Below are 25,819 nucleotides of genomic sequence, written 5' to 3' on the forward strand. Positions count from 1 at the left end.
CTTTTCATCTCAGTGATAGTGACCAAAATGATAGCTGACGTTTTGCTTTTATCATTCTGATAATTCCGTGTGATCAACACCTCAAAATTAATAGCCCTTAATTTTGTAAATCCCAATAACTGATACAGGTCAATTTTCAAAGGCTGTTTATTGTTATAACTAACCAATATCAATAATAAGAAGAAGATATATATGTTGAACACTGCCAACCCTTCAGAACTAATGAAGCTACAACCAACCATTTTGCGATTTACGCAAATGTTATCTGCTGTTTTACAGTTAGATGCAGAAGTGGTGGATGCAGATTTAGTTCGAATCGCCGGTACTGGTCCTTACAGCAAATCATTTGGGAAGAAAATCAACGCAAGTTCTAGAATATTTCGCTACATCATCGAAAGCCATCAAGAAAAAATCGTGATGAAATCACGCACTGATCCACTGTGTAAGGATTGCAGCAGCATAGATAACTGCCGCGAAACCGCCTTTTTGGGCGTTCCTATCATGGTGGAGGATCGCTGTATTGGGGTACTCAGCTTAGTGGCGTTCAGCATTGAATCACGAGAACGCATTAAAGATAACGTTCAACTTTTCTCTGACTATATCCGCCATATTTCACGCATTTTTGTCTCTAAAGTTCTCGAATTTAAAGAGTCAGAGCCAAAAGGCGAACTGGATGTGGTTTTTACCAGCTTAATCGAAAACATGGATCAAGGTGTCTTGGTACTGGATGAGAACAACCGTGTTATGTACGGTAATCAACCCGCCCTGTCCAAGCTCCATATTGGCAAAAGTGAACTGTTGAGTGTGCAAGTGAACATTCAACCCCTCTCTCACCACAATAATGAGCTAAAAGGCCATCAACAGCATATTATCTCGTTTGGTAATATGCAGGAGTTGGTGGTAGGTCAGTTCCATAACATCAACAGTCATAAGCTGTTTTTAATGGCTTTTTATCAACCTAATGCTTCTATTATCGCTAGCCACAACGAACCGGATCAATTTAGCTCTATCATTGGTGAATCCACTCAGATCAAAAAACTGAAATCGCTGATTAACCGTGTATCAAAAAGCCCATCCAGCATTTTGATTCGTGGCGAGAGTGGCACCGGTAAAGAGGTGTTCGCAAAAGCCGTTCATGATTTGAGTAACCGCAACAAAGCACCGTTTGTGGCGCTAAACTGTGCGGCTATTCCTGAGCAGTTACTTGAAAGTGAGCTGTTTGGTTACATGAAGGGGGCCTTTACAGGAGCCTCAAGCAAAGGAAAAACAGGATTAATTCAAGCAGCCAATGGTGGTACCCTATTTCTTGATGAGATAGGCGATATGTCAATGACACTGCAGGCCAAACTGCTGCGCGTGCTTGAAGAGCGTGAAGTGATGCCTATTGGTGCCAGTAAAGCCATTCCTATCGATATTCGAGTCATTTCGGCCACCAATCAGAACTTTGAAGAGATGATTTTAACCAATCAGTTCCGAGAAGATCTCTTCTATCGTTTGAATGTGATCCCGCTTCATCTGCCTGCGCTTAAAGACCGCGAAGGTGATGTGGCACTGCTGGTCAGTTTCTTCCTTGATATGCACACTCGTAAAATTGGTGTTTCTTACCCAGGTATTACAGCCAATGCACTCAACTGCCTTGAGAACTATCAGTGGCCAGGTAATGTGCGTGAGCTAAGTAATCTGATTGAATATTTGGTTAACATTGTGCCTGATGGCGATCAAATTGATGTCGATCTACTGCCACCTTATCTTGAGATTGCGATGCAAAAAACATCTGAAACGTCTAGTGGCACTGCGGCTTCTCCAGTCAGCCAGTTACACTTTGATGATAACAACATCAGTTTAGAAGAGATGGAAAAAATCCGTATCGAGGAGGCCATTACGCGTTTAGACAGCAGGAAACAGGTGGCTGATGAACTGGGTATTGGCATAGCGACGCTATATCGTAAATTGAAAAAGTACGAGCTGTCGTAACCTCACCTTACTCTGTGGTATCAATGAAAGAGCCGTCGAATTTGATGGCTCTTTTTCGTTGACCTACTGATCAACCAAGGCTGTTGATATTAGCTCTCCCTTGTCAAACCTATAGGCTATATAACCAGATCCTGGTGCCCTTACCATAATGGTACCGGTATACCACGTCGCGACAACTGGGTATCGATGATTTGAAAAAAGATCTCTCGCTTCAATAGGGATCGGGGTTTTACTGCAAGCATTCACCACTAAATGGTCCAGAACGAGCATCCGATTTTTTACGGTCCATGAACCTCGATAGCCACGCCAATTGGCACTGCATATCGGACGTTTCATTGTGTCTGGTAACGTTGATTGTTCAAGATAGTCTTTAAGAGGATATTGACGAATTTCAACTGTCTCATCACCCACCCTGAATAACTCTTTTATCTGTTGAGTCGCTGAGACGTTAAGAGCAGCAAAGAGTACAACCATACCAATGACGTATTTCATTCGATTTCCTTCAACCAATTACCACGATGCAATAGGCATAATTGATGAGTGATGTTCAATAATCATCCAACGTTCGCCTTTTTTTACATATACAAAGCTAAACCTTGCTACAACGGTTACTTCTTCTTCGTTGAACCACCTAAAGGTATATTGCCCATTGCTGATTGCTATATCACCAAATAGCCGAATATTTGACGTTCCAAACTCCACATAACGATGTTGATACTGAAATATTTGCTCAAAATACTCTCTTATGAGCTCTGCTGAATCTCTATTTATTGGAGATAGTGTCCCCAGTAAAGATGCATCCTCGTCATACAAGGCGCAAATATCATCAGTTTCTTTTTCTGAAAATGACGATACCCAACGGTTCATATTGTCGATAATTTCTTTTGTGCTCAAATTGCGGCTCTCCTTAGCGGCAAACGATTTATCACGACCCTTGTTGCTTACGTACGATTGCTGTGATCTCTTCTTGCTTACGTTTAGTTAAACTATCAGAAACAATGCGATAAGACTCACAAACGTAGTACTTAAGATCCTCATCCAAATGGCCGTCTGTTCCCGTTTGCTGAATCCATTTCATACCACGATTAGCAAAGTATGGAGCGGGAATATAGCCTTCAAGATCGCTAAGAAATTCATAATTCAAGCTCGATGTTTTAAACGTAAAGGCAGGTTGACTCTCCTTGCCCCATCCACCTATCGCAAACACTTTACCACCAATTTTCCACACATCAGCATTGCCCCACTGAACAACATGCGTGGTCGCCGGTAATGCATTACAAAATTGATTGAACTCATCATAATTCATGACTCTATTCACTCTATTATCACCAATCGTTACTCTTACCCTACCATCTATTTTGTTATGAATGAGTGTGTTAGTACTAATTATTCAGAAGTACATCTAAATTCTTTAGTGCAGTGCTGTTTTTAATCAATAAAAAAAGGAGCCCTATTTCTAGGCCTCCTCTCACTGTAAACTACCTTAACGTTATCTAACCACCACCACTGAACAGCTTGCATGGCGCACAACCTTTGAAGCATTGGAGCCCAAGAAATAGGAACGAAACTTTGGTTTTGCAGAGGCCATGATAATTGCGTCGACGTCACTTTTACGCGCTTGCGCCACAATCTCATCATAGATCACCCCATGTCTGATAATCGCTTTCCCTCTATGCTTTTCAGGTACCCAATGTTCAATAATTTCAGTTAAAAAGGCGTGACTATCAAACTTCTTTTCAAAGCCATAACTCATCGATGCGGCCATACTGTGATGCACTGACACATCATCAACAAAGAGAATATCTATAACACCATCATCGGCAATCAAATCTAAAGCGATCTTCATCTCTTTTTCAACGGCATCCGGGGCCACCATTTCTACGGGTAACAGTACTGATTTAAAGCTCATCTTAACCCTCTCCCATCAGCTTATTTGGTAACCAAAGCACCACTTCTGGGTACATCATACACATGACCAACACACACAGTTTAAGAAGGATAAAAGGTGCGATAGAGCGGTAAATATCCATCATGGTCACGCCTGGCGGTGCAATCCCTTTTAGGTAAAATAACGCAAACCCATAAGGAGGGGTTTGTACGGCGATTTCAATATTGAGTATCATTAAAATACCAAACCAGATCGGGTCATAACCTAGGCCAACTGCGATTGGCGTAAACAGTGGCGCACACATTAATACAATGATCAGTTCATCAATAATAAACCCAAGTAGCAACATAATAAGCTGCAATATAATGATTATCCCGATTGGAGGTAGACCAATATCTTGGGTTAGTGTTGACACTAAGTTTTGCACACCACTCAACATATGGAAATTACTGAACAGCGATGCACCAAAGATGATCCACATGGAGACACTCACCAGCAGAGCCGTTTCAAACCCAGATGCTTTGAACATTTTCAATCTAAACCGTTTAAACACAACGGCCAATAAGATGGCACCGAGTACTCCAATGGCTCCGGACTCTGTGGGGGTAGCAACCCCTGTAATAATGCTGCCCAATACGGTAATGATCAGTAACAGTGAGAAGAAACCATCTCGCGCCGTTAATAACTTCTCTTTGCGGCTCATAGTGCTCTCTTTACCAGTGTGCATTGGTGCTTTTTCAGGCTTCAATTTACACAGCACGACGACATAACATACCAGCAGTGTGATTGAGATCAGCGCTGGAATGAGTGCAGCGATGAACATTCTGCCGACAGAGTTTTGCGTCGTGGCTGAAAACATTATCATCGGGATACTTGGTGGGATCAAAATACCCAATCCACCACCGGCCATAATAACCCCAAGCGCTAAACGTTTATCATATCCACGCTCTAGCATAGGTTTCAGTGCAATGGATCCAGAGGTCATGATTCCCGCACCAATAATGCCGACCATAGCCCCTATCATTGAACAGACCCCAATGACACTGATTGCTAATGAACCACGTATACGACCAATCACCATCTGACTGGCATTAAACATCGCATCACCGATACCTGAGCGTGTTAAAAGTTGTCCCATGTAAATATAAAGAGGAATGGCTAACAGGATGAAACTAAAAAAGGTGCTCTCTATGGTTGTAGGGATCAGGTTAAAAATGTTTTCGCCCCAGGTTAAGTAACCCATGCCCATCGCAATCCCACCTAGGGCTAACCCCACAGAGGTTCCCAGTGCAAAACTGACTAAAATACATCCAATTAATAACAGTGTTAATACTTCAATACTCATAAACTCTCCACACTTTTCCCTGTGCATGTTGAATCGTCTGATTCACTCTCTTCTCTATCTTGAGAAAATGGATCTAATAATGACTGCTCGGTAAACAGAAAATAGATATCTTGAATTGCGTCGCTGATATATTGCAGGATAAAAAGACAACTGGCGGTTACGATCATTACCCAGAAATGCACCATCGAGGGTGCCCATTCCGACTGTCTGCGATAACCAAACTCAACCGCCTCTTCAAACTTTCCAAATGCCATCTTTGCTACCACACACAAAAAGAACAGAGACAATAAGTAAGAGATGAGATTAAAGATCGATTTCATGCGTGCTGACACGGAAAGATAAAATACATCAACATTGATGTGTGATTTCTTCTGTTGAGCCAATGCGCCACATAGTGCGGCAATGTAACCAAACAAAAAGAGTGATACGTCATATGCCCATACCGTTGGACTGCCTAATACATAACGAGAGAACACTTCAAATGCAACAGCGGCGGCCAATAGAGGCATTAAAAAAGAAGCTAAGTATCCAACGCCATACACCAATTTATTAACACTTAAACAGTACCCTTTGATAAGAGCTGTACACATACTTCGACTCCTTCTCTGAAAAAAGGGGAGTAGTCTCCCCCTTTTAACGGTAGTGATTATTCTTGTAATATTGCCACTAACTGACTGCTGTATTTATCGGCTTTTGCGTACTCAGACCACAGTGAATTTGCGGTTGCATTCCAGGTATCTTTATCAGCTTGTGAAGGTTCTGGACTCCACTTCATCCCTTTCGCTTCCATATCGGCAATCGCTGTTGATTCCCATGCACGTGATTTTGTCATCTGCTCACGGGCATGTTGAGTACTGGCACTTCTTACAATCGCTTGAAGATCGGCAGGCAGTTTATTCCACTCACCTTTGTTCACCACGATTGGCAGCGCTTGTGCACCTGCAATTGGCAGACGGTACATGTATTTCGCCACTTCAACATGGTTACCATCACGGTGGTCAATAATGTTACTGCCGATAGAACCATCGATAACGCCGGTTGCTAAACTGGTGTAGATCTCACTCCACGACAGCGATGTTGGTGATGCCCCTAGCTTTCTTAAGAACTTTCCATACGCACCGGGAGCACGTATCTTCAATCCTTTAAAGTCTTCAATACTTTTGATCTCTGTTTTGGTTAATACATACACTGGTAGCTGGATGTAAGGTTCTAACCAAACTAGATTCTGTTTGTCATACGCTTCTTCTAAGATCTCTCCCCAGCCTTTTTCATGGAATAGAGTATTAAGCTCACCCACATCATCAGTCATCCCTGGTAGACCTACTTCTACGACACCTGGAGGGAACTCACCAGCATGCATCGGCTGAAAGGGGGCACCAATAGTCATTAAGCCACTTTTTACTGAACCTAATACACCCGTTTGACCGACACCTTCACCAGCATACATCACTTGAACGGCAATACGCCCGCCCGACATAGCTTCAATATTCTCTGCAAACTGCTTATAGACTTCACCATAGGCGGTACCACGAGAGTAGAGGTTTACAAAGCGCCAATTGTGCTCTGCTGAGAACGCCTCTGGTACCATGGCCAATGATGCTGCAAAAACCAATGAGTAGGTTGATACTACTTTTTTCGCACGTTTTTGAATCGTTGCTATCGCTGTTGAAAACATTGAGTTGCTCCTGTGTTGTTTTTTATTTTTGTTGCTTCCTTGTAACTACCATTACAATTTATTTACATTGTTTAAATTCTCATGAATCTAAGTAAAGTTTTATCCGCATCAAACCTTTAATTTTGGTCAAAAAAAAGCAACGCCCTAAGGCATTGCAAATACGAAAACTATGCAATCAATAGCTTTCAACACTCAAGCAGGTTTTACTCAGAAAAAGCATTACATTCAAAGATTAAGCGAATCAATTACTCAATATTCATGCAGAGATACTTAATTTCTAAATAGTCGTCCAAACCATATTTTGAGCCCTCTCGCCCGCTTCCTGACTCTTTTACCCCTCCGAACGGGGCCATCTCGGTTGAAATGATTCCTTCATTAATGCCCACCATGCCATACTCCAGCGCCTCACTCACACGCCATATTCGATTGAAATTCTGCGTGTAAAAATAGGCGGCTAAACCGTAAGGGGTCGCATTAGCTTGCTCAACCACCTCCGCTTCGTTGTTGAATCTAAACACGGTGGTAACAGGGCCAAATATCTCTTGATGGGCAATATCCATCTTATCGTTTACTTCCGATAAAATTGTCGGCTCGTAGTAACAATCACCAAGTCGAGAACGGTGGCCCCCTAGTAAAAGAGATGCGCCCTGCTCTATCGCCTGTTCTACAATGGATGTTACCTTAGCCACTGCTTTTTCATTGATCAATGGCCCGATGTCAGTCCCTTTTGTTAAGCCGTTTCCTACTTTCATTTGCATGACGGCAGCAGTATATTTTGAGATAAATTGATCATAAATAGCATCATGAACATAAAGCCGATTAGTACAAACACATGTCTGTCCAGCATTCCGATACTTGGATATCAACGCACCTTGCACCGCTTTATCTAAATCTGCATCATCGAATACAATACAGGGCGCATTCCCACCAAGCTCCATTGATACTTTTTTTACCGTATCCGCCGCTTGACGAAGAATATGTTTTCCTACCGCTGTTGATCCTGTGAAGGACACTTTTCGTACCGCGGGGTGCGTGCATAATAGCTCCCCCACTTCGGCCACTTGACGTGTGGTCACTATATTGATCACCCCTGCCGGTATCCCAGCTTCTTCTGCCAATTTAGCAAGGGCGAGCGCTGTTAATGGTGTGTCTTCCCCGGGCTTAACCACCACAGTGCAACCCGCTGCCAATGCTGGACCCACTTTTCGGGTGATCATAGCTAACGGGAAATTCCACGGCGTGATGGCGACCACCACACCAACAGGTTGTTTGATGGTGAGATAACGATTTTTGGCCATAGCGGCGGGAATCGTATCGCCATAACCTCGTTTGGCTTCCTCTGCAAACCACTCAATGAAAGAGGCGCCATACAGCACTTCGCCATAGGACTCTTGATAAGGTTTACCTTGCTCGGTAGTCATCAAGGTGGCTAGGTGTTCAGCCTGATCCATAATGAGTTGATACCACCCTTTTAATAAAGCGCTACGCTGTTTAGGGCTGGTTTTTTTCCAACTTTGGAAGGCGCGTTCGGCGGCATAGATAGCCTGCACAGCATCCTCTTTATCAAGATCGGGAACCTGTGCTATCTGATCCCCAGTAGCAGGGTTATACACTGGAAACTGAGCATCGTTACGTGATTTAACCCACTCTCCATCTATATATGCATGAGTTTGCATCAACTTTGTTGCTGCTTTCATTTCCCTTTCCTCTATCTGTCGGTAGCTTCAAACAATGAATAGATAAACTTGAATTCGTTATCACTTTCAATATATTAACAATTATAACAAATGAATAAATACCCATTTTGCAAACTAAAGTTTTAAAGGAATAAAACAATGCAAAGAGCTTCCATACCACTCGGTCAGATCGGTGATTATGAGATAAAGCAGTTAAAGGTTTTTAAAACAGTAGCCGATTGTGGCGGATTCTCAGCAGCTGAAACTGAATTGAACATTAGTCGTTCTACAATAAGTATTCACATTTCAAATTTAGAATCGAGGCTCAACTTGGTCTTGTGTCGTCGCGGTCGTGCGGGATTTTCTCTCACTGAGGAAGGAGTCGTCGTTTACGATGCCACCGTGAAGTTGCTTGGGGAATTAGAGGATTTTCGCAGCACCATCAACCATCTTGATATACAGTTATCGGGTTCATTAACCATTCTATTTAGTGACACTATCAGCTTAGATCCTCGCGCGAATATTCCGAAAGTGATCAACAAATTTGTGAATTTGGCCAGTGAAGTCTATTTGACTGCTGAAGTGGCTAGAATGACCGAGATTGAACGACAAGTCATGAGCGAAGAGGCCGATATCGGTTTTATCCCACACCACCGCTTTCTTGATGGTTTAGAGTATCAACACATTTTTACCGATAACTGTTTTCTGTATTGCGCCAATGGTAGCCCACTGTTTGATTTAAGCAGTGAGGAGTTAGACGATGAGGTCATTGATGGTTCACCAACCGTTTATGCAGGCATGAAAACACAAGAGAACATCATCGGACACTTGGCCAACATGAACCTAAAAGCAACCGCATATAATTATGAGTCAAGATTGGCGTTGATTTTATCGTCAAAATACATCGGTTATCTGCCCGAAACGTTGGCAAAACCTTATGTAGAGAGTGGCGCGTTAAAAGCCATCTCCCCCGATAGCCGTTTCTACGCCTTGGAGATCATGGCGATCACAAAAAAAACCGTCTCCATCAATAAAATTCGCACACTGTTTATCAAACTGGTGCGCGAATTCTATCAAAAGCGAAAAATCAACAAAGAGTAACCCGTTAGGCCGCGCTCTGTTTGTCGTCCACTTTGTTGCAGATGTACTCGCCAATCGGAATGGCAGACGTCGCGGCGGGTGATGGAGCATTACAGACATGTAGGCTTCGTTCACTCTCTGAAAAGAGAAAATCATGCACTAAGCTGCCATCTTTTAACACCGCTTGAGCACGAATGCCTGCGGGGTAACGCTTTAAATCACTCACTTCTATTTGTGGGCAGTATTTATTGACCAGTTTTAAGTAGCCTCGTTTCCACAATGAGTTCTTCGTCTCAATTAATCCCGTTTTAAGATTATTTTTGCTCACTCGCCAAAAGCCAGCAAAGGTCATCATCTGCCATACATCTTTAAAACTAAAATTAATCTTTCCATACCCCTCTCGTTTCCACCCTTGAACCGCATTAGGGCCAACGGTTACTGAGCCATCAATCATTCGAGTTAAATGGACGCCAAGGAAAGGAAGATCGGGATCGGGGATTGGATAGATCAGATGGTTCACTATCTTGTTCATGCTGCTTGGCAGTTGATAGTATTCGCCACGATAAGGGATGATTTGAAAATCAGTGTCGATGTTCAACATTTTGGTTAAGCGATCCGCCATTAATCCTGAACACGAGATCAAAAACTGACATGAGACAGTTAAAGGCGTCCCCTGTTGTATTCCATGAATATCAATACGGTCACTGTGCTCTTCTAAGCCAACCACTTCGGTATTCAGTATCACTTCACCGCCCAAAGCACAGAAATCTTCCGCCATTTTTTCAGTCACTTGACGGTAATTAACGATACAAGTCGACTCTACAAAAATCGCACCCAATCCGACGATATTGGGTTCAGCTAACTTTAACTGAGCTTGATCCAATAATTTGACTTCAATGTTATTGTCATGACAACGTTGATAGAGCGCCTGCATACGGTCCATTTCTAATGCATTGGTCGCCACTAACAATTTCCCACAATTCTCAACGGGGATATCGTGTCGCTGACAAAATTCTAAGGTCTTCTCTACCCCAGCTTTGCAAAAATTGGCCTTCAAGCTGCCAGGCGCGTAGTAAACTCCGGCATGAATAACACCACTATTATGACCCGTTTGATGCTGTGAAAAACCACTCTCTTTTTCAATCAATACCACTCGTTTATCTGGATGTCTTTGCTGTAACTGCCACGCGGTTGAAACACCAACAATACCACCGCCGATGACCACATAATCATGTATGCTGCTCATAAATTCCCTTTTTAAAAGACCACTCTGATGATGGCCTATACAGTCTAGTCCGAACGCTTTATTGTGTAAATCGACCACGTTGACGAAGCAGTTCACGGTGTAAGTCGTTATGTGCGATGAATTTATCTCGACCATGTAACCAACAGTGATTTTGAACCACCAGCATAGAACCTGCTTTTACTCTAACATTAAAACAGTTGGTATCAGACTCTAATGATTCACTCATTTGATGCAGATACAGCCCCTGTTGCATGGTTTCAGGTTCAGCAAATTGATCAATAAACAGCATATGCGGTTTGCCATTTTTATCCTCTTCAAAAAAGACAGGATGTTTGATGCTATATCCTACGTTTTTACTTGGAGGTGATCCCCATGTAATTGACTGTTTCGCCATTGGATGATGATAAAAGGTCTCTAAATCTTTCCAGTCATCAACATGAAGCAGCAAAGAGTCACCCATCTCCATATTCTTTTCATCCATCTTCATCATCAAAACAAAGTCCGTGCGTTCGTTTACATAAGTTCCATCATTATGAAGCTCCATACGTCGGTGTGCCTTACGCAAATAGCTGTCGCTGTTGTCTTCATTTTTCACGGTAAATCGAGCGTAGTATTTGCCATACATGGCATCAAAATTCGGCACACCAATAAGGTGTGATACGGCTGTTGAAAGCATCACAAAAAAGTCGCGCTGCTCGTCACTGTCTTGATACATCTGCTGGGCTTGTTCATCCGCTTCTAGCAAAAATGCCCCCGTTTCACGATCGCCCATGATCGCTTTCAGTGTCACCATTAACTGATTACCACACGCTTTATCCAGTGCATCGGCTATAGCAAAACGCATAAACGGTTTATATTCGGCCGATTGCAAACTCCAATTCGAGATTCGATCCGCAAAACAATCTAGTGTTCTTTTGTGCAGTGTAATCACTTGTAAACGCTGATTACTTGGGTGGTTACTAATATCAAACCCGTCACTTCTTATCTCACTTAACTTCTGTTCAATCACACTGCTCATTTGAATTTCCTTCTCATTACCAGATCTAAGTTGGCTTGCATCACACTTTGCCCTGTAGGTGTGAAAAAACTATAACGACTTAATGATCATAATTACAATATATGGTAACTATAGTTTTAATATAATGTATATATAGTCATCAATGGGAACTGATATGGATCTTAAGCGCCTGTACTATTTCACCAAACTTGCAGAGATGGGCAATTTCACCAAAGCCGCCGATCAACTCAACATCGCTCAATCTGCTTTAAGCATCAGTATTCAAAAGTTAGAGCGACAGTTAGAACTCAAACTGATTAATCGTGCTGATAGAAAAATGACCTTAACAGAAGATGGCAAGGTACTGCTTCGGCACGCCAATTTGATCCTAGAAAATGTCACTCAAGCTGAAAAAGAGTTGATGGAGTTAAAGGGACTGGAAAGTGGCATTATTAATTTTGGTGTTTCAGCCATGCTGGGCTCTTATTACCTTCCTGACGTGTTGGCGCAATTTAAACAGAATTATCCCGGTATTCAAATCAACATTCATGAAGCCGGCACTGCGACCCTTGAGAAGATGTTAATGAATGGGCAGCTAGATCTCGCGCTGATTCGAACTGACCGCTGCCATGAACAAGTCCGTTACGTCACACTCACCAAACAACAAATTGCCGCTTGTGTCCCTAAGACTCATCCCTTTGCCAAGCGTAAACATATCACCCTAAAACAGTTTTGTGCTCAGCCATTAGTGCTGTTTAGTGATGGTTACTTTCTTCGTGAGTCCGTGAGCGCCTATTGCCAACAGCATAAGATCACCCCAGATATCCGCTTTGAAACCAACCTGATTGAACTACTCAAATCGCTGGTACGCAAAGAGATTGGTATCTCGACTTGCCTACCAATGATTTTGCAAAACGATGACACATTGGTTTCTTTACCTTTTGAACCCGCCATTCCACTGCATCTTGGCCTGGGGTGGAAATCCAATCACTATTTGTCGGTCTCATCTCAAGCATTGGTGAAATTTCTGCAGTCGCATTTGGTATAAAGTTTGATAACGGTAAAACTTTATTTTTATTCATCACGATTTTTTAATTCCAATCATCTCGATAACCTTGTGTTTACATTTGCATGACATATCGAGCCACCAATGAAAAATACCAATTACCAATCATTATGGATGCCGTTTACCGCTAACCGCGATTTTAAATCCAACCCAAGAATCATTAACCGTGCAGAGGGCATGTACTGTTACTCAAACAGAGGGCAGAAACTGCTCGATGCCACTGCTGGTTTATGGTGTGTGAATGCCGGGCATGGTCGTAAAGAGATTGGTAAAGCGATGGCCAATCAAAACGCTACGCTTGATTACAGTTCACCCTTTAATTTTGGTCACGACATCAGTTTCGAGTTCGCTGAACGTTTAACTGCGTACACCCCTGAGGGGCTGAACAAAGTATTTTTCACTAACTCTGGCTCAGAATCCGTTGAAAGTGCGCTTAAAATTGCTCTGGCTTATCATCAAGCGAAAGGTAACAAAGGTAAGTTCCGTTTGATTGGACGCGAGTTGGGTTATCACGGTGTTAACTTTGGTGGTATTTCTGTTGGTGGGCTTGCCCCGAACCGTAAAGGCTTTGGCCCACTTCTTCAAACCGATCACCTTGGACACACCCTGGATATAGCTAATTGTGCCTTTTCAAAAGGACTGCCAGAAGAAGGGGCAGATAAAGCTGAACAACTTGAGAAGATGGTTCAGTTTCATGGTGCTGACAGCATTGCTGCAGTGATAGTCGAACCAATAGCCGGTGCGGGTGGCGTGGTGATGCCAGCTAAAGGCTATCTGCAGCGTCTTCGCGAAATCTGCACCAAACATGACATCGTGTTAATTTTTGATGAGGTGATCACAGCATGGGGGCGCCTTGGCAGTCCATTTGCTTCTACCCTGTTTAACGTCACTCCTGACTTGATCACCTCAGCCAAAGGGATCACCAGTGGCGCAGTTCCTCTGGGCGCTGTATTTGTTAAAGATGAGATTTATGACACCGTCGTCAATAGCGCAGAAGAAGGTGCCGTTGAGCTAATGCATGGCTATACCTACTCTGGCCACCCCATTGCGTGTGCAGCAGGATTAGCCACACTTGATATCTATGAACGTGAAGGGTTATTAGAGCGTGGGCAAGGTGATATTGGGCACTACTTCCAAGAAGGGTTACACTCTTTAAAAGGGATGCCATCTATCATTGATATTCGAAACTGTGGTTTGATTGGTGCGGTGCAGTTTGCGGACCAAGCAGACGGCAAACCGATTGGCTTCAATATTCTTAAACACTGTTATGAGAAAGGTGTCATGGTCCGTAGCATGGGCAATACCATTGCGTTATCACCACCACTGATTATCGAAAAAGAGCACGTGGATGTGATTGTTGATACCTTAGAATCTATTGCTAAAGAGATCCCTGCTAAGTAGCAACATGGCGCTCATTGAATCAGTCGATGGGCGCCACTACAACCGCTTCACGATCGCTCTATTTTTACCTGCCGCTTTAGCTTGATACATTAATAGATCCGCATCATGCACCCTGAGCTTAATAGGAGCTATTGGATAATAGGCAACACCCAAGCTAATAGAAACAGACTCTTTCATCCTCAAAGGTGTTAAATCAATGCTGTTCACCGCTTCACAAAGCGTATTAGCATAATGAATGACGTGCTCAAATGGCTCGTTAGATAGATAGAGAGCAAACTCTTCACCGCCAATACGTGCAAACAGGTAATTGTCAGGGGTCACCTCATTTACTTTATCAACCACTTTTCGAATAACTTTATCGCCCGCCGTATGGCCATAGTTATCATTAAACTGTTTAAAGTCATCAATATCAAAAGCGAATACAGCGATATCTGTCTGTTGCGAAACTTCGCCGCGCAAGGTATCCATAAAATATCGACGATTATAAATCTTGGTTAATTCGTCGATTTGGCTCAATCTAAATAACTGTGCATTGGCCAATTGTAATGCTTGGGTCTTACTCTTCACCGTTTTATTCAATTGAACTATGTAAGTCACAGTGATCAAAAAGATAAACCCAAACATGATAGGTATTAAATACGGAGGATAAACCGTTTCAGTATTAATCCAACGGTTTAAAATTCTGTCTTTATCACTATAAATAATGGGCTGAAATACTTTTGTGACCTCAGACAACAGCGCAACATTTCCTTCAAGGACTGCCGGTCTTACATTTCCAGTATAGAGGTATCGAACAGGTACAAATGGGTTTGACTTACTATTGTACTTATTGGAGGTTTGCAGGTAAAAGTTAGCCACTTGTAAATCAGCGACAAAGGCTTCAATCTTATGATTGAACGCCGCTTCTAGCATCTCTTCATTATTACTAAATAACGCCAATTTTACTTTAGGGTAGTTATTTTCAATAAAATCCTGTTCATAACCGCCGTATACCAAACCCAATGGACCTGCAGACCCTCTCAAAAAAACCTCAACATCAACATTGGCAATATGGTGATCAAAATAGAGATGGGTGGTAATAGAGGTAAAGGTATCGGCAAAATCAAACGTCCCTTCTCTTTTCTCAGACCAAAGCATACCAGCATGCACATCTGCCTCACCTCGCATAACCATATCCACCGACTCATTCCAATCTGTCAGAATAAAATCAATTTCACGGCCGGTGCTTTTTCCGTACTCTTTCCAAAAATCAATCAATATGCCCTTAGGTTCACCGTTCTCACCAAGATAAGAGAATGGAACCCAAGCTTTAGAATTGGCAACACGTAACGGTTTTTCAGTCTCTGTTCCACTGTTAGCACTGAGTAATGTGCTGATCAATAACAACGGCAAAAGCACAACGGCACCAAAAGATGCGCTGTTAATTAACATTTTGACTTGTAAGAAGTATTTCTTTAATCGCACTATATTTAATCGTCTTAATTTATGATTAAGAAATCAATTATTTCTATTTAACTCTCCATACTACAGTGACGAGATAAAAATGACTATCATTAACTACATTGTCTCATTTTTAATGCATACGACCACTTAGAAAAATGCTACCGACTATTGATGATTGACACATATCGACTACCATTAATGATTACACAAGCCGTTTTCTAAGCAAAAGTGAGCATAAGATGGGAACAGCGTCCAGTCGCAAATGGCACTACCTACCCACAACCATGCTACTCATTTCAATGATTAGTGGTTTATACATATATCAGGTCACTCTTGATAAATGGGTGACCAATAATATGAAAGATAACCTCACCGATCTACTTTCAGATATTGCCTATGAGATCCATGAAGACAACCCCAATTTCCCAAGCTTAACCTCAGAAGGTATCACTGAATATATTAACCACCTTCCGCAAGCGACCGATGAAAAACGCATTTCAATCATCGCTGAAGATGGAACCGTGCTTGGCGATAGCTCTATATCCCATCGTGAACTTTCCACGCTTGAGAATCACGCAAATCGGGCAGAGATAAACTTAGCGTTCACACAGGGGAGTGGGTTCGATATCCGTTACAGCAGTACTTTAGGTATAGATATGCTCTACGTAGCAACTTTGCTCCCACTGCATAACTCTACCTATGTGGTACGACTGTCTATGCCGATGACACTGCTAAAGTCGATGTCTTCTGATTTAATGACGATTCTATTTACCCTGATGTCCAGCAGCGTACTGATCATGATTGTCTCAACAGTGATCAGTATTCGCCGTATTGATGAACGCATAAAAGCAGAGAAAAACCTGCAAGAAGAACGTATTCAACAGCGTACATTTGAAATCGAGCTGTTACATCGTTTAGCCAATATGCTCGCTGCTTGTAACAGCTTTTCTGAAGCACAAAAAGTGATTGCCGATATCGTGCCTCGTATTTTAGGAGACATTAATGGTTGCGTGTCGTTAATGCGAAACTCACGTAATCAATTAACCATCAAGCTCGACTGGGGACAGCAATGGCCCGCGGCAATGAGCTACTCTCCTCAAGAGTGTTGGGCCTTAAGAAGAGGAAAGTACCATTTATCCAATGACACTCATCACTCCTTACCCTGTAGCCATAATTCCGACGTAGGTGATGATCAAATTTTGTGTATTCCGTTAACTGCACACGGCAATACCATTGGAATTCTGCACCTCTATTTTGGCGATAAGCACTACATTGTCAGTCAAGAAACAAGACAACTTGCGTTCACCGTTGCTGAACACCTTGGTCTGGCTTTAGCAAATTTGAGTCTGCAAGAGAAATTACGAACCCAAGCACTGATCGACCCTTTAACAGGTCTGTTCAATCGTCGTCACTTTGAAACCACAATTGAAGAGCAACTGATGTTGGCGAAAAGAGATGAAATGCCTCTATCCCTATTGATGTTGGATCTTGACCACTTTAAGCGCTTCAATGATAACTTTGGCCATGATGCAGGGGATTACGTTTTAAAAGAGATCAGTCGCTTACTGATAGATACGGTAGATACTGCTGATATTGTCTGCCGATTAGGTGGAGAAGAGCTAGCGGTCCTAACGCCACACCTTAATGCTGAGCATGCCCTCTCATTAGCAAAACGACTGTGTCACAGCGTCGAAAAGCTGCATCTGAATTTAAATGGTATATCTCTGGGTACACTTACGGTTTCCATTGGTATTGCCACATTCCCTGACTCAAACGTGAATAAAGAAGATATGGTCAAATATGCAGATGTAGCTCTGTATAAAGCGAAAGACCAAGGCCGAAATAGAGCGATTCACTACCTGTATGACCAAGCCAGCTTTCCTCATCCCCTTGAGCTTCATCCATCGAAAAGCAGTGGCAATACCAGCGACACTGACATTGCTAATGCTTAATATGTTACTCAACGTCCATGAAAGATTCATATTTGCGTAAGTGTATTCTTAATGCTGAAAGGTTATAGTGCTTCTACTTTGCTAATTTGATGAGCCTTTTATGAAAATTGTTGTAGATACGCATACTCACACTTATGCCAGTGGCCACGCTTATAGCACCCTAATAGAAAACGCGCGCATGGCAAAAAAAAATGGCCTTGAGATGTTCTGCTGTACTGACCACTCAGGAGAGATGCCCGGAGCTCCTCACCCATGGTATTTTAGCAACCAAAAAATTCTTCCTCGCTTTATTGAAGATGTCGCGGTGATCCGCGGTGTTGAAACTAATATTATGAATGAAGCCGGTGAAATTGATATTCCGCCGCAAGTGGATTCAAATCTTGATTGGGTTCTCGCCAGTTTTCATGAGCCTGTATTTTCGCCTAGTCGTAAACATAACCATACCCAAGCGCTAATCAATGTTATTAATGGGGGCCGGGTTGATGCTCTTGGCCATTTAGGTAACCCTAACTTTGATTTTGACTTCCGACAGGTGATTCAATGTGCCAAAGAGCACCATGTTGCCATTGAGATCAACAATACCTCACTCAATGGTAATAGCCGCAAAGGCAGCCTTGAACGCTGCAAAGAGATTGCCACTGTTTGCGTTGAATTGGGTGCATTTGTTACCACTGGTTCCGATGCACACTTTTGCTCGATTGTCGGTGAGTTTGATCGAGTGAACACACTGTTTGAGCAGGTCAGTATGCCGGAAGAGTTAGTTATCACCCACTCTACTCAGCAGTTTCTCGCTTTTTTACAGCTACGAGGTCGCGCTAAAATTGAAGAGTATGCTGAGCTCTATTAATGGCCAATAACTCAATTCAATAACGACTGCTCATCAATGCGGTAGACATTATTGTAGTCATATTTAATGGTATCCGGTCTTTTCTGCTTCAGATCAGACCAAGATAACAGGCAGTCGTGCGTTTTGAATTGTTCATTTTTGATTGGGCCATATCGCCAGTTGTGAACCACATGAAACGTATTCCAGCGGTTATGTTCAGCTATCGCTAAACGATCAATCGTCTTAATCAGCTGTTCAAGCGATAACGACTGTCTCTTCAACACATCACTCATCCAGCTTTCTAATATTTGATGATTAAGATCTGGTAACTCATTCACATAAGGCAGTAGGGAGATATCCAACTCATGGCCCTCCTTACTTAGACTGGCCGCACTAGGAAGCATCCTCCTAATGATTTCAATTTAATAGCCTGACTGCGCATTACAACTAAGTTGGAACGGCGTTTAATTAACGGTTGATTGCCCCACTTTAACCATGCATTAACGTTGGGCTCCGATTTATCATGCAGGTCCAATTGCGCATCAATACTCAAGTTGTTGAGACCTAACCTAGAACGGGTGTAAGCATAATGTACTCGTTTGGCGCTCTGCTCTCGCGCTTCTAAAATCAACTGCTCATAACTAACCAGTGACGCCACATCACCAAACGCTCGAATGTGTGGATGCCTGATGTTGTAGTTATTTGAGGTGAAATAGTGAAAGCTTGGTTGATTTCGCGTCGATAACACTCGTTCATTCGTACTAAGCTCAAAGAATTTTAAAATGGAAGCCACCGCCCTGTTCTCTTCTTCATAACAGGAGTAGATGTGGTGAAAATTGGACGGGTGTAGTTCAGCTTCATCCGCTGGTATAAACTCGATATCCCATAGGTTCAAACCCGCCTCTTTGCTGTGTAACCACACCAGATGATGCGCACTAAAGAAGGCTTGAATTTGTTCATTATCCGCTATCACTCGAATTCTGCTTGATAGTAGTGTCGAAAAGTTCCCCGTTAACAGCAACTCTCGCAACACCGATTGACCGACTGCATCAAAGCCGCACATAAGTACGGATAAAAGGGATTGTTTCGAACTATCCTCAGTAACAGTCAAATCAAGGTTAGCAGCCAGATTTTTTGTCACATCGATGGCGGCCAACTCATTCACATTAAATCGCGTTAACGCCAAACCTGGTGACGTCACCTTTACGTTATCAATCGCATAAAATGCCCCCGCCTCAAAAAGCTTATGGTTAAACACATTTTCAATGGCAATATAACAGGTTAATGTTGGATTCAATTGAGAATCAATAATCGACTCCAGAACGGATAAATTGATAAGATCATTATCAGTCATAATCACCAAGGTGTTGGCTTTCATGATTTGGCCAAGCTGTAATGTTGAGAACTGATTAACCGCCCCTTCAAGAACGATAACCCCAGTTTTATTCATCTCATTTAACAGGGCATGTTCCGGATCGGGGTCGATCAGTAGTATGGGTTTTCCCGCCGAACGCATGCTTTTAGCCAAGGCGCAGCTCTCTGCTGTTAACCCAATGATAATGTGTGGTCACGGTATAAACGGCTGACCACCGTCTTTTTAAACCAACCACTTAATGCATACAAAGCCGCCAGGGAGATCGAAAAATACAGAGCACTCGCTGCTATGACTCTAGCCAGAGATACCGCCCAGTGATGCTTTACATCCGATAGAGGTGACGACTTAAGTGCAAACAGTCGTAACGTACTGTAAAAACTATTTAACCAACGTACCCAAGTGGTTTGAGCCTGCCCTGCATTGTGGCTGTATAGGGCTAAGTAGCCGTACATACCAAACACTATGGTCAAGCTAACCAGTAAGCTCAACAACAACAGTGCTTTAGAGCTTGAAAAAGTCGCCTTATTAAAGGGCATTGTCTGTTCCTTTTAACGCCTTTTTCATTTGAAGTTGATGTACGGGTAACATCTCAATAATTTGTTGAGCATACCTGCCCTCCCTCGCCGTTAAGCTTGACAAGGCTGTTGCATCTATCATCAATCCTGGGCTCTTTCTCGTAAAGGTTTGATCCAAATAGTGCACAATGAGATCGCCCTCTTGATTGAATCGCACCTCAACATCATGCTCAGTCGACATGCCTAAATCTGAATATAGGATTGGGCTACTCAGCGGCATCCCTTGCGTGAGTTCAAAAAGTTGTAAGCCTTTAGCACTATGAATCACGGCCACCTCATTATCAATTTTGCTATTAGTCTATAACAAAAGTAACAATAGTTGTGAGCAAGTTAAGCAAAAGGCGTTACTCAAAGCCTTCGGCGTTATCCAGCGCCGAGCGAGCTTGCGCTAACGTACACTCAGTTTTACTCATTAATTGATGTACTGTGATGGCAGGGTTGGCTTTCACTACCTCGTCCAAATCAAACACTGGTTTTGGTAATTCTTTATCTATCGCCTCTTTAATCCACAGCTCTTTGTTCAATAATATACTGTTTTTAAATGCTATGACCTGGCTATGGCTACCAGTCAACATCCAATTTTTCGAGCGTCTGATTCTCTTTAAGCGGCAGTTTAAACTTGCAGCCCGAGCCAACAAAGACTCTTTACTATCAATGCGGTGAATAAGGCTATTGAGTTGAATTGTTAGCGTCTTTGAATTGCAATTTGGCACAACAGCCTCCTTCACTTTGATTCGATAAATTGAAATGCCATCCATAGCTGTCACAGAGGCGTTTAACAATCAACAAGCCTAAACCATGTTCTGTATCTGGGTTATCAGTTAATCCACTGCCAGTATCAGTCACTTTAATAGTGTCCGTTTCAATAGAGAGAGTAATCGTGCCTTGATGAGTAAAGCGAATCGCATTGTCTAAGAGGTTTTTTATAATCATCACTAATACCGATGGAGGCATGTTTGTTTGAGTGTCAGGTTCAATCAAACACTCAATACTTACCCCGCTATTGAGCTTTGCTTGGTGCTTCTCAAACTGCAAGGTGTCAACATTGATAGGATAGAGATCACGCTTACGCGGCACGTTCTCTTGTTTCACAATATTAAGTAGAACTTCCACTGTTGCTTGCATGTTATTGGCGGCAGTTAGAATTCTTTCTCGCTGTTTTTGTTGAAATTCGGGATCTTCTTTCATCGCTTGAAGGTTTGCTGCACCTAACACGACTGCAATAGGCGTTTTCAGTTCATGACTGGCGTATTTGGCAAACATCATCTCTTGCTTTGCTAGACGCTCTTTCATCTGCTTATAACTATTTAGATGTTGGGTTAACAGCTTAATTTCGTCAATCGCATGTTTAGATACCTCAAAACTCTCTTGATGGTTCGCTTTAAGTTGTTCACTCAATTGTGATATTGGGGACATGAGAGAACCAAATGCATGGCTTAAGGTTTTTCGTAAAAAAGCAATCAAACAGAGCATCAAGCCTAATGAGAGAAAAATCAAACCCTCCCAACCGTCATCACCAAACTCAACATCTCTATTACCGACGGTTAAATAGAGAGGTTCAACTCTCCCACTTTTATCAACAAATGTACTATGAAATACCAAAAAACCATCTGCATCAAACTTACGGAATCGAGTTATCTCCCCCTCGGCAAGAGGCAACCTATTTTTTATCTCAAGAGGTAGCACTCTTTCACTGTAGTACGCGTTAACAAATGTTCCTAATGTCGTTTGTTTGTCAACAGCAAACCCATAGTGTTCAGCACCTATCTGTTCAAAAGAGGTTAATAGCGTTTCTAGTTGTTTCTCTTCATTCAACACTAAATAGAGAGAAAAAGAGAAAAATACCAAGAATGATGAAGACAGTGCGATCACTGAAAATACAAACAAAAGCCTCTTTTTGACATCGTCGATAGAATTACCAAGCTTGCGCTTTAAGAGTCGAGCTAATAACCAATTCATTTATACTTCCAACTTAAAACCAACCTTTGGTACGGTGACCAGCATGGGTGTTGTAAAGGGTTTATCTAACACACTCCTTAACAGGTAAATGTGGCTACGTAATATGTCTTTATCAGGGACATCATCCCCCCATATTTCATGAATTAGAGCATCACGAGACACTACATTCGGAGCAGATTTTACAAGTTTAGACAATAGTTGATACATTACTGGAGTCACAATCAACTCTTGTCCTTCACGAGTCACTTTATGAGAACTCTGATCAATGATTAACTTACCAAATTGAATCACTGAACTTGCCACTTCACCACGATAACGTTTAATCATTGCACTTAAACGAACTTCCAACTCAGGAAAGTTAAATGGCTTAGTGACAAAGTCATCCACACCTCGCTCAAAACCATTCAGCAGGTCATCTTGGCCGTTCAAAGCGGTAAGCATTAATATTGGGGTGGAACAGCCCGATTCACGTAGCTCTTTCGCCACCTGCAAGCCATCTTTTTTGGGCATCATCACGTCCAGAATGATCGCATCAAACTCGTTCTCTAGAGCCAATTGTAAACCCAGTTCGCCGTTATCAGCAAAATCGACTTCAGCACCTTTCACCTCTAAAAAGTCAGCCAGAATACCTTGTAGCTCTTCATTATCTTCTACCACCAATATCTGTTTATTGTTCAGCATCTCATGTTCCTAGGAGCTCAATTTATCATCTTATCCTAGCAAACTTACGTCGAATTTATGTCAAACCCCCTCATTTTATTGCTCTATTTACATACAAAAAACGTAAACAACTATTTTACCCGTATTTATTACGATTGTGAGAAATGAAATATTGTTGATTCACATAACACTATTCATGATTGTTTTCGTTATTGTAATCTTGCTCTGATACATTGGCGGCAAATTTACTAACCTGAACAATACGATGCCTTCACAGCTGAGAATAGATAAGATTGTAGACATAGGAGACACACTGCACCGCAGTGGTTGTGCTCCTTATAAAGTGGAAAAGTTCACTCAGCATTATGCAAAAAAACATGATGTCGACGTGCATATTCAGGTCACCCCTACCACCATGAATTATCAATTCACTGATGAACAGAAAACGGTGGTTTTGAAACGACTCAAGCCGGCCTCTATCAACTTGAGTCTTTTAGCCAATACCATTATCCGTATTAATCAACCAAGTCGAGATCCGCTTCCTGAACCGACAGGTTACTCAAAGCTAAGTATTGCACTGGCCAATATTGGAATTCCACCTGCTTATTTGATGTTAGTTGGCAGTACGTTAGAAGCGGTATTATTTGCCTCTCTTTTGGGTTTAATTGTTTGGCTCTGCCAACAGGTTTTCCGTGCTAGACGCGCCATTGCCGTCGAGTTTGTTGCCGCACTTTTCACTGGAGTTATCGTTGCTTATTTAGCCAGCACAGGGCTACCGATCCCCATCTGGGCGCTGTGCATCGCCTCTGTAGTGTTGTTTGTTCCCGGTCTCTCCATCGCCAATGCCCTTGAATGTTTGGCCTTTAACGATTTGGTTTCGGGTACCAGTCTACTCGGTCAATGTGGGTTAACCTTGATCAAACTGTTTGTTGGTATTGTGATGGGGTTGAACATTGGCGAAGCAATCTGGGGCCATACCGAATCCATCGCTTACATCAATGAGATCCCGACTTGGATGCATATTCTGGGGCTGTTTATTATATCAACCTCCATCGGTATCATATTCAACGCCCGCCCAAGAGATATTTTGATGGGATATCCTGTCGCTTTATTAGGCATGTGGGGACCGCTCTACTTAGGCTTTGGCAGTGGCTGGTTAGTAGGAACATGGGTCACTACTGTATTGATCACGCTGTACGGTACTTGGCTTGCCAAAAAGCTCGATTTAACAGGTGCTATCTACATTGTTCAAGGCATCATCATTTTGGTTCCAGGCAGCCGAGTGTTGGTCAGTGCCAGCCAAACCGTGTTTGAGCAATCAGTCTTGCCCATCCCTAGTATCGGCTTATCCGCCATGTTCATGTTCTCGGCCATTGTCGCTGGACAAGTTACCGCTTACTCTATCTATTCACCGCGGATTGAGCGTTAAGTAATACAAAAAACCACACTTAGAAAACAAAGTGTGGTATGGGAGACTTCCAAAAAAAAGACAGGGAACTATAAATCTAAATCATATTAAAAAGTATAATAAACACCAGTGACAATAGTGCTGCTATCTTCACTGTGCCAATCAGCTTCACCTTGTTGATATTCCGCGAATATAAGAATGTCATCGTTATAGGCGTAATCCGTGCCAACTACCCAGTTTGAAGAGTCACCATATTTGTTGGTGTTAGTATCATCAACATCGACACTTGAAAACGTGGTGTATACACGAATGTCATCAAATTTATAAGATGCTGCAGCGCTTAACGTTTTACCAGAGGTATAATCTGCAGTTTTATAGAAACCAAATGAGTTAACGCCTTCGAAATCCACGTATGTTGCCGCTAGGTAAATACCTTGAATCTCAGTTGAAACTGAAACACCCATGATTTCAAGGTCAGTATTCGCATCTGCTTCACCAGATATATAACTCGCACCAACAGAGACAAAATCATTACTGTAATCAGCAGATACACCAATTGTCGAGTCAATATCATCATCAGCAACGGTATTATAGTCGACAACAAATGACATTGGACCGAATTTGGTTTTAGCGACAATACCTTTACCCTTGCTTTCACGGTGATGTCCTCCCGCTCCACCAAGGTAGTTACCCTCATTAGTAATGTCATCTTTTTCAATGGCATCCATTGAATCGGCTAAATCACCGGTTTCACCAACAGCGATACCCCATATATCCGTCTTCACACCAACATACACATCATCAAATTTTGCTTCTGAGTCCGTACCGTCGTACCAAGAACCTGATTCAATTTCAAAAGAAGCAAATGATGTCAACGTATCAGAGAGCTTTTGCTCGGCATCCATCTGAATCTTTGCCCACATGTTTACATCTGCATCAGTCTTGGTACCTTTGATATCGGTGGATGCAAAATAAGCATCAACTTCACCTTTCATTGATACTTTCGTTGTTTCATTCGAATATATTTCATTCGCAAGGACTGAAGAACTTGTCGCTGCAATTAGAATTGCAAGTAGTGTTTTATTCATTATTATTTCCAACTTTATTATATCAATAAGATAAATTGTATTTGTGACTCCATTGTATCCACAGTAAATTAATAATAAATATATAATTAATATCAATTACTGATAATTAAACACAACTCAAATATATTCAAACTCTAGTAATATTTCTAGTTGCCCAACAAAACAATATAGACACACAATAATAC

The 25,819-nt window shown here is 42.2% G+C and carries 26 protein-coding genes; 7 read left to right on the forward strand and 19 right to left on the reverse strand.

Annotated elements, in window-relative coordinates; translation table 11 throughout:
• Positions 1 to 192: 192 nt before the first annotated feature.
• Positions 193 to 1,974, forward strand: coding sequence for a sigma 54-interacting transcriptional regulator (locus L4C32_RS15920; protein ID WP_428197878.1), 1,782 nt, complete (start codon positions 193 to 195; stop codon positions 1,972 to 1,974).
• A 63-nt stretch (positions 1,975 to 2,037) separates the two neighbouring features.
• Here the strand turns inward: L4C32_RS15920 and L4C32_RS15925 are convergent, their stop codons facing one another.
• From L4C32_RS15925 to L4C32_RS15960, 8 genes are all read right to left on the reverse strand, one after another.
• Entirely contained in the window at positions 2,038 to 2,466 is a 429-nt protein-coding gene (locus L4C32_RS15925; protein WP_428197879.1) for a hypothetical protein, read from the reverse strand.
• An 18-nt stretch (positions 2,467 to 2,484) separates the two neighbouring features.
• Positions 2,485 to 2,868, reverse strand: coding sequence for an SgcJ/EcaC family oxidoreductase (locus tag L4C32_RS15930; RefSeq protein WP_428197880.1), 384 nt, complete (start codon positions 2,866 to 2,868; stop codon positions 2,485 to 2,487).
• Between the two features lie 31 nt (positions 2,869 to 2,899).
• On the reverse strand, positions 2,900 to 3,280 hold the full coding sequence (locus L4C32_RS15935) for an MmcQ/YjbR family DNA-binding protein (protein ID WP_428197881.1): 381 nt from the start codon (positions 3,278 to 3,280) through the stop codon (positions 2,900 to 2,902).
• Positions 3,281 to 3,463: 183 nt separating this feature from the next.
• Positions 3,464 to 3,883 (reverse strand): universal stress protein, encoded by a 420-nt coding sequence (locus tag L4C32_RS15940; RefSeq protein ID WP_428197882.1) that lies wholly within the window; start codon positions 3,881 to 3,883, stop codon positions 3,464 to 3,466.
• Position 3,884: 1 nt separating this feature from the next.
• A complete protein-coding gene (locus tag L4C32_RS15945) occupies positions 3,885 to 5,207 on the reverse strand; it encodes a TRAP transporter large permease (RefSeq protein WP_428197883.1) in 1,323 nt (440 codons plus the stop codon).
• A complete protein-coding gene (locus L4C32_RS15950) occupies positions 5,204 to 5,797 on the reverse strand; it encodes a TRAP transporter small permease subunit (protein ID WP_428197884.1) in 594 nt (197 codons plus the stop codon). The genes L4C32_RS15945 and L4C32_RS15950 overlap by 4 nt, the downstream gene beginning before the upstream one ends.
• 56 nt (positions 5,798 to 5,853) lie before the next feature.
• On the reverse strand, positions 5,854 to 6,882 hold the full coding sequence (locus L4C32_RS15955) for a TRAP transporter substrate-binding protein (protein ID WP_428197885.1): 1,029 nt from the start codon (positions 6,880 to 6,882) through the stop codon (positions 5,854 to 5,856).
• Between the two features lie 245 nt (positions 6,883 to 7,127).
• Positions 7,128 to 8,579 carry an NAD-dependent succinate-semialdehyde dehydrogenase gene (locus L4C32_RS15960; protein ID WP_428197886.1) on the reverse strand — a complete coding sequence of 484 codons (1,452 nt, stop codon included), beginning with the start codon at positions 8,577 to 8,579 and terminating at the stop codon, positions 7,128 to 7,130.
• Between the two features lie 138 nt (positions 8,580 to 8,717).
• On the opposite strand from L4C32_RS15960, the gene L4C32_RS15965 reads away from it, so the two are divergent.
• Complete coding sequence (locus tag L4C32_RS15965; protein WP_428197887.1) at positions 8,718 to 9,659, forward strand: LysR family transcriptional regulator; 942 nt, start codon at positions 8,718 to 8,720, stop codon at positions 9,657 to 9,659.
• Between the two features lie 4 nt (positions 9,660 to 9,663).
• On the opposite strand, the gene lhgO is transcribed toward L4C32_RS15965, so the two are convergent.
• Complete coding sequence (gene lhgO / locus L4C32_RS15970) at positions 9,664 to 10,884, reverse strand: L-2-hydroxyglutarate oxidase (protein WP_428197888.1); 1,221 nt, start codon at positions 10,882 to 10,884, stop codon at positions 9,664 to 9,666.
• Positions 10,885 to 10,942: 58 nt separating this feature from the next.
• On the reverse strand, positions 10,943 to 11,902 hold the full coding sequence (gene glaH, locus L4C32_RS15975) for a glutarate dioxygenase GlaH (protein ID WP_428197889.1): 960 nt from the start codon (positions 11,900 to 11,902) through the stop codon (positions 10,943 to 10,945).
• 154 nt (positions 11,903 to 12,056) lie between these two features.
• Between glaH and L4C32_RS15980 the strand changes: the two genes are divergently transcribed.
• A complete protein-coding gene (locus L4C32_RS15980) occupies positions 12,057 to 12,929 on the forward strand; it encodes a LysR family transcriptional regulator (RefSeq protein ID WP_428197890.1) in 873 nt (290 codons plus the stop codon).
• A 102-nt stretch (positions 12,930 to 13,031) separates the two neighbouring features.
• Positions 13,032 to 14,348: an omega-aminotransferase AptA gene (gene aptA, locus L4C32_RS15985; protein WP_428197891.1), complete on the forward strand. Its 1,317-nt coding sequence runs from the start codon at positions 13,032 to 13,034 to the stop codon at positions 14,346 to 14,348.
• Positions 14,349 to 14,384: 36 nt separating this feature from the next.
• Here aptA and L4C32_RS15990 read toward each other — a convergent pair whose 3' ends face one another.
• Positions 14,385 to 15,779 (reverse strand): transporter substrate-binding domain-containing diguanylate cyclase, encoded by a 1,395-nt coding sequence (locus L4C32_RS15990; protein ID WP_428197892.1) that lies wholly within the window; start codon positions 15,777 to 15,779, stop codon positions 14,385 to 14,387.
• A gap of 251 nt (positions 15,780 to 16,030) precedes the next feature.
• Between L4C32_RS15990 and L4C32_RS15995 the strand changes: the two genes are divergently transcribed.
• Positions 16,031 to 17,743: a sensor domain-containing diguanylate cyclase gene (locus L4C32_RS15995; protein WP_428197893.1), complete on the forward strand. Its 1,713-nt coding sequence runs from the start codon at positions 16,031 to 16,033 to the stop codon at positions 17,741 to 17,743.
• A gap of 100 nt (positions 17,744 to 17,843) precedes the next feature.
• Positions 17,844 to 18,590, forward strand: a complete 747-nt coding sequence (locus L4C32_RS16000; RefSeq protein WP_428197894.1) for a phosphatase — start codon at positions 17,844 to 17,846, stop codon at positions 18,588 to 18,590.
• 11 nt (positions 18,591 to 18,601) lie between these two features.
• Here L4C32_RS16000 and L4C32_RS16005 read toward each other — a convergent pair whose 3' ends face one another.
• The 7 genes from L4C32_RS16005 to L4C32_RS16035 all read right to left on the reverse strand — a co-directional run bounded on the left by L4C32_RS16005 (position 18,602) and on the right by L4C32_RS16035 (position 23,159).
• Positions 18,602 to 18,931, reverse strand: coding sequence for a RyR domain-containing protein (locus tag L4C32_RS16005; protein WP_428197895.1), 330 nt, complete (start codon positions 18,929 to 18,931; stop codon positions 18,602 to 18,604).
• A gap of 17 nt (positions 18,932 to 18,948) precedes the next feature.
• The gene (locus L4C32_RS16010; RefSeq protein ID WP_428197896.1) at positions 18,949 to 20,097 is read right to left on the reverse strand and encodes an NAD-binding protein; all 1,149 of its coding nucleotides are present in this window, start codon (positions 20,095 to 20,097) and stop codon (positions 18,949 to 18,951) included.
• Positions 20,098 to 20,114: 17 nt separating this feature from the next.
• On the reverse strand, positions 20,115 to 20,480 hold the full coding sequence (locus L4C32_RS16015) for a hypothetical protein (protein ID WP_428197897.1): 366 nt from the start codon (positions 20,478 to 20,480) through the stop codon (positions 20,115 to 20,117).
• Positions 20,470 to 20,787, reverse strand: a complete 318-nt coding sequence (locus tag L4C32_RS16020; protein WP_428197898.1) for a hypothetical protein — start codon at positions 20,785 to 20,787, stop codon at positions 20,470 to 20,472. The genes L4C32_RS16015 and L4C32_RS16020 overlap by 11 nt, the downstream gene beginning before the upstream one ends.
• 76 nt (positions 20,788 to 20,863) lie before the next feature.
• On the reverse strand, positions 20,864 to 21,232 hold the full coding sequence (locus L4C32_RS16025; RefSeq protein ID WP_428197899.1) for a ribosome recycling factor family protein: 369 nt from the start codon (positions 21,230 to 21,232) through the stop codon (positions 20,864 to 20,866).
• On the reverse strand, positions 21,189 to 22,478 hold the full coding sequence (locus L4C32_RS16030) for a sensor histidine kinase (protein ID WP_428197900.1): 1,290 nt from the start codon (positions 22,476 to 22,478) through the stop codon (positions 21,189 to 21,191). Before L4C32_RS16030 ends, L4C32_RS16025 begins: the two co-directional genes overlap by 44 nt.
• Complete coding sequence (locus L4C32_RS16035) at positions 22,479 to 23,159, reverse strand: response regulator transcription factor (RefSeq protein WP_428197901.1); 681 nt, start codon at positions 23,157 to 23,159, stop codon at positions 22,479 to 22,481. It lies immediately after the preceding gene.
• A gap of 244 nt (positions 23,160 to 23,403) precedes the next feature.
• Here L4C32_RS16035 and L4C32_RS16040 point away from each other — a divergent pair, with 244 nt between their 5' ends.
• A complete protein-coding gene (locus L4C32_RS16040) occupies positions 23,404 to 24,567 on the forward strand; it encodes a threonine/serine exporter family protein (protein WP_428197902.1) in 1,164 nt (387 codons plus the stop codon).
• A gap of 86 nt (positions 24,568 to 24,653) precedes the next feature.
• On the opposite strand, the gene L4C32_RS16045 is transcribed toward L4C32_RS16040, so the two are convergent.
• Complete coding sequence (locus tag L4C32_RS16045) at positions 24,654 to 25,634, reverse strand: porin (protein ID WP_428197903.1); 981 nt, start codon at positions 25,632 to 25,634, stop codon at positions 24,654 to 24,656.
• Positions 25,635 to 25,819: the final 185 nt, after the last annotated feature.

It is taken from the genome of Aliivibrio kagoshimensis, from assembly GCF_050337105.1.
Classification (GTDB): domain Bacteria; phylum Pseudomonadota; class Gammaproteobacteria; order Enterobacterales; family Vibrionaceae; genus Aliivibrio_A; species Aliivibrio_A kagoshimensis.

Coding starts and splice junctions, on each gene's coding strand:
- L4C32_RS15920 (WP_428197878.1), top strand. CDS start 193: ATGTTGAACACTGCCAACCCTTCAGAACTAATGAAGCTACAACCAACC.
- L4C32_RS15925 (WP_428197879.1), bottom strand. CDS start 2,466: ATGAAATACGTCATTGGTATGGTTGTACTCTTTGCTGCTCTTAACGTC.
- L4C32_RS15935 (WP_428197881.1), bottom strand. CDS start 3,280: ATGAATTATGATGAGTTCAATCAATTTTGTAATGCATTACCGGCGACC.
- L4C32_RS15940 (WP_428197882.1), bottom strand. CDS start 3,883: ATGAGCTTTAAATCAGTACTGTTACCCGTAGAAATGGTGGCCCCGGAT.
- L4C32_RS15945 (WP_428197883.1), bottom strand. CDS start 5,207: ATGAGTATTGAAGTATTAACACTGTTATTAATTGGATGTATTTTAGTC.
- L4C32_RS15950 (WP_428197884.1), bottom strand. CDS start 5,797: ATGTGTACAGCTCTTATCAAAGGGTACTGTTTAAGTGTTAATAAATTG.
- L4C32_RS15955 (WP_428197885.1), bottom strand. CDS start 6,882: ATGTTTTCAACAGCGATAGCAACGATTCAAAAACGTGCGAAAAAAGTA.
- L4C32_RS15960 (WP_428197886.1), bottom strand. CDS start 8,579: ATGAAAGCAGCAACAAAGTTGATGCAAACTCATGCATATATAGATGGA.
- L4C32_RS15965 (WP_428197887.1), top strand. CDS start 8,718: ATGCAAAGAGCTTCCATACCACTCGGTCAGATCGGTGATTATGAGATA.
- lhgO (WP_428197888.1), bottom strand. CDS start 10,884: ATGAGCAGCATACATGATTATGTGGTCATCGGCGGTGGTATTGTTGGT.
- glaH (WP_428197889.1), bottom strand. CDS start 11,902: ATGAGCAGTGTGATTGAACAGAAGTTAAGTGAGATAAGAAGTGACGGG.
- L4C32_RS15980 (WP_428197890.1), top strand. CDS start 12,057: ATGGATCTTAAGCGCCTGTACTATTTCACCAAACTTGCAGAGATGGGC.
- aptA (WP_428197891.1), top strand. CDS start 13,032: ATGAAAAATACCAATTACCAATCATTATGGATGCCGTTTACCGCTAAC.
- L4C32_RS15990 (WP_428197892.1), bottom strand. CDS start 15,779: ATGTTAATTAACAGCGCATCTTTTGGTGCCGTTGTGCTTTTGCCGTTG.
- L4C32_RS15995 (WP_428197893.1), top strand. CDS start 16,031: ATGGGAACAGCGTCCAGTCGCAAATGGCACTACCTACCCACAACCATG.
- L4C32_RS16000 (WP_428197894.1), top strand. CDS start 17,844: ATGAAAATTGTTGTAGATACGCATACTCACACTTATGCCAGTGGCCAC.
- L4C32_RS16015 (WP_428197897.1), bottom strand. CDS start 20,480: ATGCCCTTTAATAAGGCGACTTTTTCAAGCTCTAAAGCACTGTTGTTG.
- L4C32_RS16030 (WP_428197900.1), bottom strand. CDS start 22,478: ATGAATTGGTTATTAGCTCGACTCTTAAAGCGCAAGCTTGGTAATTCT.
- L4C32_RS16035 (WP_428197901.1), bottom strand. CDS start 23,159: ATGCTGAACAATAAACAGATATTGGTGGTAGAAGATAATGAAGAGCTA.
- L4C32_RS16040 (WP_428197902.1), top strand. CDS start 23,404: ATGCCTTCACAGCTGAGAATAGATAAGATTGTAGACATAGGAGACACA.
- L4C32_RS16045 (WP_428197903.1), bottom strand. CDS start 25,634: ATGAATAAAACACTACTTGCAATTCTAATTGCAGCGACAAGTTCTTCA.